At 60.5% G+C, this 10,544-nt stretch carries 9 protein-coding genes; 4 read left to right on the forward strand and 5 right to left on the reverse strand.

Annotated elements, in window-relative coordinates; genetic code table 11:
* Window positions 1-95: 95 nt before the first annotated feature.
* Complete coding sequence (locus ACSBLW_RS11170; protein ID WP_435260097.1) at window positions 96-2,993, reverse strand: error-prone DNA polymerase; 2,898 nt, start codon at window positions 2,991-2,993, stop codon at window positions 96-98.
* A gap of 236 nt (window positions 2,994-3,229) precedes the next feature.
* On the opposite strand from ACSBLW_RS11170, the gene ACSBLW_RS11175 reads away from it, so the two are divergent.
* On the forward strand, window positions 3,230-3,838 hold the full coding sequence (locus tag ACSBLW_RS11175) for a hypothetical protein (protein WP_435256698.1): 609 nt from the start codon (window positions 3,230-3,232) through the stop codon (window positions 3,836-3,838).
* Window positions 3,839-3,880: 42 nt separating this feature from the next.
* Here the strand turns inward: ACSBLW_RS11175 and ACSBLW_RS11180 are convergent, their stop codons facing one another.
* Window positions 3,881-4,300 carry a GNAT family N-acetyltransferase gene (locus ACSBLW_RS11180; RefSeq protein ID WP_435256699.1) on the reverse strand — a complete coding sequence of 140 codons (420 nt, stop codon included), beginning with the start codon at window positions 4,298-4,300 and terminating at the stop codon, window positions 3,881-3,883.
* Complete coding sequence (gene dapE, locus ACSBLW_RS11185) at window positions 4,297-5,445, reverse strand: succinyl-diaminopimelate desuccinylase (protein WP_435256700.1); 1,149 nt, start codon at window positions 5,443-5,445, stop codon at window positions 4,297-4,299. Before dapE ends, ACSBLW_RS11180 begins: the two co-directional genes overlap by 4 nt.
* Window positions 5,446-5,733: 288 nt before the next feature.
* On the opposite strand from dapE, the gene ACSBLW_RS11190 reads away from it, so the two are divergent.
* Window positions 5,734-7,314, forward strand: a complete 1,581-nt coding sequence (locus ACSBLW_RS11190) for a Hint domain-containing protein (RefSeq protein ID WP_435256701.1) — start codon at window positions 5,734-5,736, stop codon at window positions 7,312-7,314.
* A gap of 6 nt (window positions 7,315-7,320) precedes the next feature.
* Window positions 7,321-8,310 carry a Hint domain-containing protein gene (locus ACSBLW_RS11195; protein ID WP_435256702.1) on the forward strand — a complete coding sequence of 330 codons (990 nt, stop codon included), beginning with the start codon at window positions 7,321-7,323 and terminating at the stop codon, window positions 8,308-8,310.
* 7 nt (window positions 8,311-8,317) lie between these two features.
* Here the strand turns inward: ACSBLW_RS11195 and ACSBLW_RS11200 are convergent, their stop codons facing one another.
* Window positions 8,318-8,644 (reverse strand): hypothetical protein, encoded by a 327-nt coding sequence (locus ACSBLW_RS11200; RefSeq protein WP_435256703.1) that lies wholly within the window; start codon window positions 8,642-8,644, stop codon window positions 8,318-8,320.
* Window positions 8,645-8,783: 139 nt separating this feature from the next.
* Window positions 8,784-9,611 carry a 2,3,4,5-tetrahydropyridine-2,6-dicarboxylate N-succinyltransferase gene (dapD, locus tag ACSBLW_RS11205; protein WP_435256704.1) on the reverse strand — a complete coding sequence of 276 codons (828 nt, stop codon included), beginning with the start codon at window positions 9,609-9,611 and terminating at the stop codon, window positions 8,784-8,786.
* 88 nt (window positions 9,612-9,699) lie between these two features.
* On the opposite strand from dapD, the gene ACSBLW_RS11210 reads away from it, so the two are divergent.
* Window positions 9,700-10,521: a TIGR00730 family Rossman fold protein gene (locus tag ACSBLW_RS11210; protein ID WP_435256705.1), complete on the forward strand. Its 822-nt coding sequence runs from the start codon at window positions 9,700-9,702 to the stop codon at window positions 10,519-10,521.
* Window positions 10,522-10,544: the final 23 nt, after the last annotated feature.

Raw genomic sequence — 10,544 nt, forward strand, 5'->3', positions numbered from 1 at the left:
CCCGCACCCTTTACCTTGGTGAAAACATCCCGGGGGAAAGCGCCTTGGCCCGGTCAAGGCGCGCTTCGGGGGCAGCGCCCCCGGGCAACGCGTCCTCACAGGACAATGGCACGCCTCTCTCCCGGCAGCGCCGCCGAGAGGGGGCTCGATGCCCCCCGAGGCGGCACCGCCGCTGTATCGGGCGTCAGAATAGAGCGCAGCAGCGCCACTGGGTGCAATCGCAATGTCAGCCGCATCGACAGGTAATCCTCGACCACCTGTTCCCCCGTTGTCATCTCGCGGAACTCCACGGCAGGCTCGATGATCCCCTCTCCATCCATATCCCCCGCGAAAAGCGGAAGAGGCCGCGCTTTCGTCAACGCCTTTGCCTCCCACAAGGCGGCGCGGCGCGGGATTTCCAGCGCGGCAAAACAATCGGCCTCCGACAACCGCTCAACGGTATCCGGGTGCACCCCGGCCCGGCGCCAGACATCAGCCACTTCGCGGTATCCGTTGCCCCGTGCGGCAACAATCCACTGCGCTTCCTCCTCACCCATACCCTTGATCTGCCGGAACCCCAACCGCAGGGCCAAACCCTTGTCATGGTCTTCCATCTGGTTGTCCCAGTCGCTGCGATTGATGCAGACCGGCAGCACGACAACTCCATGTTCCCGCGCATCGCGCACGATCTGGGCCGGGGCATAGAACCCCATCGGCTGACTGTTCAGAAGTGCGCAGGCAAAGATGCCGGGATGGTGATGTTTTATCCATGCACTGGCATAGACCAGATGGGCAAAACTGGCCGCATGGCTTTCGGGAAAACCATAGCTGCCAAAGCCCTCAATCTGGGCAAAGCAGCGCGCCGCGAAATCTGCGTCATAGCCGTTGCGCTGCATCCCTTCCAGAAAGCGGTCATGGAACTCGCTGACATTGCCGTGCTTCTTGAACGTCGCCAAAGATCGCCGCAGTCGGTCGGCCTCTTCGGGTGAAAAGCCTGCCCCGACAATGGCAATCTGCATCGCCTGTTCCTGAAACAAGGGCACGCCCAGTGTCTTGCCCAGAACCGCGCCAAGGGCGTCCGAGGGGAAGGTCACCACCTCTTGCCCATTGCGCCTGCGCAGATAGGGGTGGACCATATCCCCCTGTATCGGTCCCGGCCGGATGATCGCCACCTGAATGACCAGATCATAGAAACTGCGCGGCCGCATCCGGGGCAGAAAGTTCATCTGCGCGCGGCTTTCCACCTGAAACACACCCAGACTGTCGGCCTTGCACAGCATGTCATAGGTGGCCGGATCTTCGGGGGGCAGGCTGGCCAGATCGACCCGCTGATCGTGGTGCTTTTCCAGCAGATCAAAGGCCTTGCGGATGCAACTGAGCATCCCCAAAGCCAGAATGTCCACCTTCAGGATGCCCAAAGTGTCGATATCGTCCTTGTCCCAGCAGATCACCGTCCGGTCCGCCATGGTGGCGTTTTCGATCGGCACCAATTCATCCAGCCGTCCTTCGGTGATGATGAAGCCACCCACATGCTGCGACAGGTGGCGTGGAAAGCCTTGAATTTCCTCGACAAGTCGCAAGGTCTGCATCAGGCGGCGGTCGGATGGGTCCAACCCGATCTCGGACAGGCGGGTGTCGGTGATGGCCTTTGGACCGCCAAAACCCCAGATCTGCGAGGACATGGCCGACAGTGTATCCTCGGTCAGCCCCATCGCCGCGCCCACCTCGCGCACCGCGCGTTTGCCACGGTAATGGATCACCGTGGCGCAAAGCCCGGCGCGGTGGCGGCCGTATTTCCGATAGATGTGCTGGATCACCTCTTCGCGGCGTTCATGTTCAAAATCCACATCAATATCAGGGGGTTCGTTCCGCGCCTCACTCACGAAACGCTCAAACACCATGGTGCCCACTTCGGGCGAAACCGAGGTCACCCCAAGCGCATAGCACACCACCGAATTCGCCGCCGAGCCACGGCCTTGGCACAGGATGCCTTGGCTGCGGGCGAAATCGACGATGTCATGCACGGTCAGAAAATAGGGTTCGTATTTCAGCTTGCCGATCAGGGTTAGTTCATGGGCCATCTGGGCACGAACCCTTTCGGGGGCGCCTTGCGGATAGCGACGGCGCAAACCTTCCTCGGAAAGCCGTGCTAGACGGGCGGCAGGGGTTTCGCCATCGGCGATTTCCGACGGGTATTCATAGCGCAATTCATCCAAGGAAAACGCAGCGCGATCAGAGACTTGTCCCGTTCGTGCCAGTGCCGCCTCATGCCCCGAAAACAACCGCAAAAGCTCGGCTTCCGGACGCAGGCGCTGTTCGCCGTGGGGGAGGGTGTTGCGGCCGAGGTCGACCACTTTGCGGCCCATGCGGATGGCGGTGAGGGCGTCGGCCAGACGGCGGCGGGAGGGGTGGTGCAGCATGGGCAGGCAAGAGGCCACGGTGGGCAGGCCCAAACCTTCGGCCAAGGCCGCATGGCGGGCCATGCGGGCGCGGTCCTGGCCATCGTAATGCGGGGCCAGAACCACCGAACATTGCCCCGGAAAAGCCTGCGCCAGACGGTGCACCCGCGGCTCCCACCCCGCCTGTTTTTGCGGCGGCGCAATCGGGGTCAGCCGCTGACCGGGAGGGTGCAAAAGCAACTCCATCCCCTGCCCCCATTCGAGCAAATCGCCAAATTCCAGATGGCACTCGCCTTTGTTTGTCCGCAGGTTACCCTTTGTAATCAAACGACAAAGCCGCCCCCACGCCACCCGGTCACGGGGCAGCGCAGTGACCGCAAAACCATCGGTCAAGACCAGCCGCACACCGGGGATCAGACGGGGGGATGACCCGGTTTCGCGGCGCAGATCACGGGCCTTTTGATGGGCCCGAACCACGCCCGCAAGGCTGTTCACATCGGTCACCGCAAGCGCGACCAGCCCCGCATCATGGGCAGCCTGCATCATCTCTTCGGGGTGAGAAGCCCCGGTGAGAAAGGTGAAATTGGTCAGGGCGCAAAGCTCGGCAATGGGCATGGAATCGCAGCGCATGATGTGAACATATAGTGAACAAACCTAGCGCGAGCCGGGGCGGATTTCCAGCAAATTACCATGTCACCCCGCGTACACCCTCTGTACACCCCCCGTGCAGACGGGGAGTGCTGGTACCTAGAGAACTTCAAACAGTGCCATCTCCCGACAGATCACATGACAAAGTTGTCTAACCGATCAGCAAGACGATACAATATGGCTACATTTCAATTGGGCCGAAGATGAAGCTAACTTTTGATTGGAACTGCATAATAGAAGTTGAGGAAGGTCGCGCTCAAGCGCAATACGTAATCGACCTCGTAGACATGCATCGTCAAGGCCACCTTGAGGTCGCACTACTTGCCGCGTCTGCGTCCGAAAACTCCAAATCGAAAAGGTTTCCAGGAAACGCCGAACTTTTCACCGAACGCCTGAATGGGCTAGGTTGGCAAGACTTGCCACTCGTCCCGATGCCAGCAGTACCTAGCCTTAGCTACTATGATTTCTGTTTCTATTTGGATGAAAATGACAATTTTGAAGAGGACATGGGCAGATTATGGGAAGCCATAGCCCCAAATGTTCCTAGAGAACCAACAGATCGCTTACCAATCGGCGCCATTCTAACTGACGAAGTTATCCAATCAGAAGAACTATCACGGTGGCGAAATACTTGGTGTGATGTTGTTTCGGCTTACTCACACATATACGCGGCTCGGGATATTTTTGTGACCAACAATACCAGAGACTTTCAAAGCAACTGGGACAAACTCTCCAGTCTCGGGATGAAACACATTGCAACTCCAAAAGACACGCTTGCTGTGATCGCAAGCATCCGCAGCGCAAAAATCTAAGCCGACCCTGATCTGCGGCGGTGAGCAGATCAAATTAGTCCCCTAAAACACCATCACCATGTCCCGATGCGGGATGCCGGCGTCGTCGTAGATGGGGCCTTCGGCGGTGAAGCCGAGGCGTTCGTAGAACCCGAGTGCATGGGTTTGTGCGCCGAGTTTGGCGCGGGTGATGCCCGGTTGGCGGCGTAGTTCGTCGACAGCGGCGCGCATCAGGGCGGCGCCAAGGCCGGTGCCACGTGCATCGGACAGGACGCAGACGCGGCCGATCTTGCCGGTGTTGCCTGACAGCAGCAGACGGGCGGAGCCCATGGGCGTGCCATCGACGGTGGCGAGAAGGTGGATGGCCTGATCATCCTTGTCGTCGATCTCATCGGCCTCGCTGACGCCTTGTTCTTCGATAAAGACCTTGCGGCGCAGAAGGCGGCAGGTGGCGATGTCGCGGGTGGGGCGAATGTCGATCATGCGAAATAGTCGCGAAGGATGCGGGTGTAGATGGATTTCAACTGGTGGATTTGATCGACCTGCACGCGCTCATCGACCTGATGCATGGTTTTGCCGACAAGGCCGAATTCGACGACGGGGCAATGGTTTTTCACAAAGCGCGCATCCGAGGTGCCGCCGGAGGTGGAAAGCTCGGGCGTGCGGCCGGTTTCGGCCTTGACCGCGCGGGCGATCATTTCGGACAGCTCGCCCGGAGGGGTGAGGAAGCTTTCGCCGGAAATCTGGATGCGGCAGGCGATATGGACGCCGGTTTCACGCTCTACAGCCTGCGCGTGGGACTTGAGCCAGTCGGTCAGGCTGGCGCCGGAATGGCTGTCGTTGAAGCGGATGTTGACGGTGGCGGTGCCCTTGGCCGGGATCACGTTATTGGCGGGGTTGCCGCAGTCGATGGTGGTGATGGCGAGGGTCGAGGCGTCAAAATGGTCGGTGCCCTCGTCCAGCGGTTTTTCCTCGAGCCGGGCCAGCAATTTGACCAGCGCGGACATCGGGTTCTTGGCGCGGTGGGGATAGGCGGAATGGCCCTGCACTCCGGTAGCGGTGAACCAGCAGGTCATCGAGCCACGGCGGCCGATCTTCATCATATCGCCCATTTCATTGGGGCAGGTTGGTTCACCCACTAGGCAATGGGTCATGCGTTCGCCATTGGCGGCCATCCAGTCCAGAAGCGCGGTGGTGCCGTCTTGGGCGTCGCCTTCCTCATCCCCGGTGATGGCAAGGATCACGGCGCCATCGGGAGGGGTTTCGCGGATAAAGTCGATGGCGGCGGCGGCAAAGGCTGCGACGCCGGATTTCATATCGGTGGCGCCGCGCCCATACATCCAGCCATCGACGATGGCCGCGCCAAAGGGGTCTTGCGTCCAGGCGGACAGGTCGCCCACCGGCACCACATCGGTATGGCCGTTGAAGCCAAAGCTGCGGTTCGCGCCGCGTGTGCCCCAGCGGGCATAGAGATTGGCGATGCCGTTGCGGTCGACCCGCGTGCAGGTGAAGCCCGCGTCCGACAGCAGCGTTTCCAGAACGCCCAGCGCCCCGCCTTCGGCCGGCGTGACCGAGGGGCAGCGGATCAGGTCGGCGGTCAGTTTGACGGGATCGACGGGCTGGGACATCAGACACTCCAATTTGCGCGCCCTAGCCATAACGCGCCCCACGCGCCCCTGCAATGCAGAGGCCTGTTGCGCGGCTGCTACGGTTTTCGCGCCCCGCCGGGCCAAGTGCCGAAGAACATGGCAAAAAGATGTATTGCGCGTGTCAAAAGTCTGTTAAGCCTGAACTTAAGGATAAGTCCTGAGGCAGGGCAAGAGCAGGGTCAACGAACCCACCACTAAGCAAAAGGCGCAACCGGGCTTTGTCCGGCCGCGTGTCTTTCCCTGCCTCTTAGAAAAGGGGCAACAGGTTTGGCGACCGGAGCAGAACTAGGCTACAACATCTATGCCTCGGCATTGTCGATGGCGAATTCGATCTTTGGCGAGGGCACCACGGTCGTCGGGGCTAGCTATACCGGGCCGTCCTATTCCTCGGCGATCTACACGAATGGCGATCTGACCGGGGGCGTTGCGCCATCGAACACCGGCGTGATCTTTTCGACCGGGGACGTGCGGAATTTCACCCAGTCTTGGGGCGATCCGAACCGGTCGTCGGGCACCTCGACCGATACGTCGGGGATCAACAACAACAGCCAGTTCAATGCCGTTGCCGGAACGAACACCTATGATGCTGCCTGGATGGATGTCGATTTCATCCCGACCGGCAATGTGATGACGATCCAGTTTACCTTCGCGTCGGAAGAATACCCGGAATATGTGGCTTCACAGTTCAACGATGTGGTCGGGGTCTGGATCAATGGCAGCTATGTTCCGATCGGTGTCGGGAACGGCCTGACCTCGGTCAACAATATCAATCAGGCGACGCAATCGAACCTGACGGTGTCAAACCTGAACGACGCCTATAACACCGAGATGGACGGGTTCACGGTAACGCTGAGCCTGACCATTCCGGTCAATCCGGGGGTCGTGAATTCGATCCGGATCGGGATCGCCGATACGTCAGACTCTCAATATGACTCGGCCCTGATGATCGCGGCGGATTCGGTTCAGACCGTGGTCGTGGCGGTGGATGACACGGTTACGGTCAATCCGAATGGCGAAAAGACGATCGACGTTCTGGCCAATGACGTGGGGCCGGGAACGGCGGAACTGATCATCACCCATATCAACGGAATTCCCGTCGTCGCGGGGCAGGTCATCACCCTGCCCTCGGGCCAGCAGGTTCGGCTGAATGCCGATGGAACCCTGACCGTCATTGGCGATGGCGACACCGAGACGGTCAATTTCACCTACACCACAAGGCTGGGCGATGGTCAGGGACCGAATGACGTGGGGATCGTCACCATCAACTCCATTCCCTGCTTTGTCGCGGGCACCATGATCCTGACACCGGATGGCGAAAGGCCGGTCGAGCAATTGGAGCCGGGCGACTTGGTCATGACCAAGGATGACGGAGCGCAGCCGGTGCGCTGGATCGGACAGCGTCGCGTTGCCGCCATCGGGACATTGGCGCCGATTGAAATTCGCGAAGGGACCTTCGGGCCGCATCGGCGACTTCTGGTGTCGCCCCAGCATCGCGTCCTGGTGCGCGACAGTCTGGCCGAGCTTTTGTTCGGCGAAGAAGAAGTGCTGATTGCGGCCAAGGATCTGGTCAATGGACGCTCGGTTCGGATTCGGTCGGGCGGAATGGTCGACTATTTCCACATCCTTTTTGACAAGCATCAGCTGGTTTCCTCTGCCGGTCTGACCACCGAAAGCTTTTTGCCGGGGCCGCAGACGACGCAGTTGTTTGAATCAGAGGTGATTGAAGAAATCCGGCAGATTTTCCCCAAGCTTAATCCGCAGACCGGCGAAGGCTATAGCCCGGCCGTTCGCAAGCTGTTGAAAAGCTATGAGGCGCAGCTTCTGCTGTCGGCGGACAAGGCGGCGTAGCGGAATATGAAAGACTGGATCGCCCTGTCTGACCTAAGCCAGCCACCAGAGGGTGAGGCACGCCCGCTGCGGCGCGCATTGTTCATCTGCGAGGTGTCTCTGCCCTTGGCCAGCACCGCGGTTGTGCTGGATTGGCAGCCGCAATGGGATGAGGCGCGGACCTTTTCAGTCTTTCTTGATGGCAAGACCGGGATTGTCGTCTTGCAGCGCACTGGAAACGCGGTGCGCCGCCATGTTCTGCCCGGCCCGCTGCCAATGGGTCAGGGAACGGCACGGATCACCTATGGCTGGAACCAGTTGGCCGACCGCTGGGTTCTGACCTTTTCGCTGTTGGGACAGGGCGAGGAACTGCGCGCCCAAGGCGTGAACCCGATCATGCTGCGCGAAGAAGATCTGTCGGATATGTGCCGCCCGGATGGCGCGGGATCTCGGCATCCGTCGTTGTTGTGGTTCGGCGTCACCCAAGGCAACGAACCGCCGGCACGCGCGCCTTGGGTTGGATTGCGGACGCCGATTGAAACCGCCCGCGGACCGGTTTCTGCCGGGAACCTGAGACCGGGCGATATGGTGATGACCGAAGACAACGGTTTGCAGCCCGTCTTGAACTTGCACCGACTGCGCCTGCCCAGCCGCGGCAGCTTTGCGCCTGTCATCCTGCGCGCCCCCTTTTTGGGGCAGCGGAGCGACGTGCTGATTTCGGCCGACCAGCTTGTTCTGATGGACGGTCCCGAAGTGGAATATATGTTTGGTGAAGAGGAAGTGCTGATCCACGCCGCCAACCTGACCGACGGCACCATTGCCCGCGTGGACGGCTATCGCGCCGCAACAGATTGCGTCGCGATTGATCTGGGTATGCCGGAATTGCTGTTGGCCGATGGGCTTCGCATTCTAAGCCACGGGCCGGTGGCCGAAGCCCCGCGCTCTGTGCTGCACCCGTTTGAAGCCCAGCAATTGGTCAGCCTGATTGGGCGGCGGACAAGACACGGGGCCGCCTGAAAACGGATCAGTCGAAAAACGGCGTCATCTGCGCGACGATGACCGAGTTTTCTTCCAGCGCCCGCTGCATCAGTTCTTCGTCCTCGGCGCCGATCTCTTCGCCCGCCGCGCGGCGTTCGTCCAGCGTGCCAAGGCCCTGCACTTCCAGCACGGCCAGATCCGCGTCTTTCAGGATGGCCACGGTTTCGCGCACGGCTTCTGCCTCATCCACGCCAGAGGCATAGCACAAGAGCGCCCCGCCCGTTGCCTTGTCGGGAAGGCCATCGTCTTTTTTGCGGCCGACTTCGACAACAAGGGAGAAGACCTGCTGCGGACGTTTCGGTTTCTCTGTCATGACCCACCTTTTCTTTGCGGGCCTCTATAGCGGGTTGCGGAAATGCTGAACAGCCCCAAGCCCGCCGGGATGGGGCGCAAAGAAAAACCCCGCACCCTGTTGGGCGCGGGGCTGATCTTTGGGTCTGTGCCGCGGCGGATCAGTCGCGCAGCAGTTCGTTGATCGAGGTCTTTGAGCGGGTCTGGGCGTCGACCTTTTTCACGATCACCGCGCAGTAGAGGTTGATGCCGTTCTTCGAGGGCATCGAGCCTGCGACGACGACCGAGCCTGCAGGCACTTCGCCATAGGTGACAGCGCCGGTTTCACGGTCGACGATCTTGGTCGATTTGCCGATGAACACGCCCATGCCAAGGACCGAGCCTTCGCGCACGATGCAGCCTTCGACGACCTCGGAGCGGGCACCGATAAAGCAGTTGTCTTCGATGATGGTGGGGCCAGCCTGCATCGGTTCCAAGACGCCGCCGATGCCGACACCGCCCGAGAGGTGCACGTTCTTGCCGATCTGGGCGCAAGAGCCGACGGTGGCCCAAGTGTCGACCATCGTGCCTTCATCGACAAAAGCGCCGAGGTTGACGAAGGACGGCATGAGGACCACGCCCTTGGCGATATAGGCCGAGCGGCGGACAACGCAGTTCGGCACGGCGCGGAAGCCTGCGGCTTTCCACTGAGCCTCGCCCCAATGGGCGAACTTGCTGTCGACCTTGTCCCACCATGTGCCGCCCTGCGGGCCGTTCACATGCACTTCCATATCCTTGATGCGGAAGCCCAGAAGCACGGCTTTCTTGGCCCATTGGTTCACGTGCCAGTTGCCGTCGGCCTGACGTTCGGCCACGCGCAGTTTGCCGCTGTCCAATGCGGTCAGCGTGGCTTCGATGGCGTCGCGCTGTTCGCCCTTGGTGTGCGGATTGATCCCGTCACGGGCCTCCCATGCGGCTTCGATGGCTTTTTCGAGATCGGCATATTGCATGGCGTGCCCCTTTTTCGGTTGTGCTGTCGGGCCAAGGCTATAAGGCTTGAGACAGAACCACGCAATGCGCAGGCAGGACCATTTCCGTATGAAAGACGACCCCCGCACCCATCCTTTCCGCGACAGCCAGCAGGATATTGCCGCAGCAGACCGGATTCCGGACACGCCACAGACCCGCGCCCCGGCCTATCGGCTGGCCTTTTCGGACAGTGACTTCATGCTGCGCGAGGAGTTGCGGCCGGTGCGGCTGCAATTGGAGTTGCTGAAGCCTCAACTGGTGATGGACGAACGCGGGATTGAAAGCACCATCGTGATGTTCGGCGGCGCCCGGATTCCGGCACCCGAGAACAAGGACAAGGCCAAGACCCCGACGTTGGCCAAGCTGAGCGCCTATTACGAAGAGGCGCGGATTTTCGCCAAGCTGATGACCGAACGCAGCATGGCCAGCTATGGCCGTGAAAACGTGGTCATGACAGGCGGCGGGCCGGGCGTGATGGAGGCGGGCAATCGCGGCGCGCAAGAGGCAGGGGGGCAATCCATTGGGCTGAACATCGTTCTGCCGCATGAGCAGGCCCCGAACCCCTATGTGACGCCGGACCTGTGCTTCAACTTCCACTATTTCGCGATCCGGAAGATGCATTTCCTGATGCGGGCCAAGGCGGTCTGTGTCTTTCCCGGTGGCTTTGGCACGCTGGACGAGATGTTTGAAAGCCTGACGCTGATCCAGACGCAGCGGATGAAACCGATTCCCTTCCTTCTGTTCGGGAAGGAGTTCTGGGAAACCGTGATCAACTGGAAGGCTTTGGCCGAAGCAGGCACGATCAGCCCCGAGGATCTGGACCTGTTCCATTATGTCGAAACGGCAGATGAGGCCGTTGCCATCATCGACAACTTCAAACCCGCCTGCTGAAGCGGCAGGTTTAAGGCGTTTTG

The organism is Thioclava sp. FR2 (assembly GCF_051200875.1).
In the GTDB taxonomy this organism is placed as follows: Bacteria; Pseudomonadota; Alphaproteobacteria; order Rhodobacterales; family Rhodobacteraceae; genus Pseudotabrizicola.

Excerpts from the sequence above, each read along its gene's own strand:
- ACSBLW_RS11200 (WP_435256703.1), bottom strand. The coding sequence starts at position 8,644 with ATGACAGAGAAACCGAAACGTCCGCAGCAGGTCTTCTCCCTTGTTGTC.
- ACSBLW_RS11210 (WP_435256705.1), top strand. The coding sequence starts at position 9,700 with ATGAAAGACGACCCCCGCACCCATCCTTTCCGCGACAGCCAGCAGGAT.
- dapE (WP_435256700.1), bottom strand. The coding sequence starts at position 5,445 with ATGTCCCAGCCCGTCGATCCCGTCAAACTGACCGCCGACCTGATCCGC.
- ACSBLW_RS11195 (WP_435256702.1), top strand. The coding sequence starts at position 7,321 with ATGAAAGACTGGATCGCCCTGTCTGACCTAAGCCAGCCACCAGAGGGT.
- ACSBLW_RS11175 (WP_435256698.1), top strand. The coding sequence starts at position 3,230 with ATGAAGCTAACTTTTGATTGGAACTGCATAATAGAAGTTGAGGAAGGT.
- ACSBLW_RS11180 (WP_435256699.1), bottom strand. The coding sequence starts at position 4,300 with ATGATCGACATTCGCCCCACCCGCGACATCGCCACCTGCCGCCTTCTG.
- ACSBLW_RS11170 (WP_435260097.1), bottom strand. The coding sequence starts at position 2,993 with ATGCCCATTGCCGAGCTTTGCGCCCTGACCAATTTCACCTTTCTCACC.
- dapD (WP_435256704.1), bottom strand. The coding sequence starts at position 9,611 with ATGCAATATGCCGATCTCGAAAAAGCCATCGAAGCCGCATGGGAGGCC.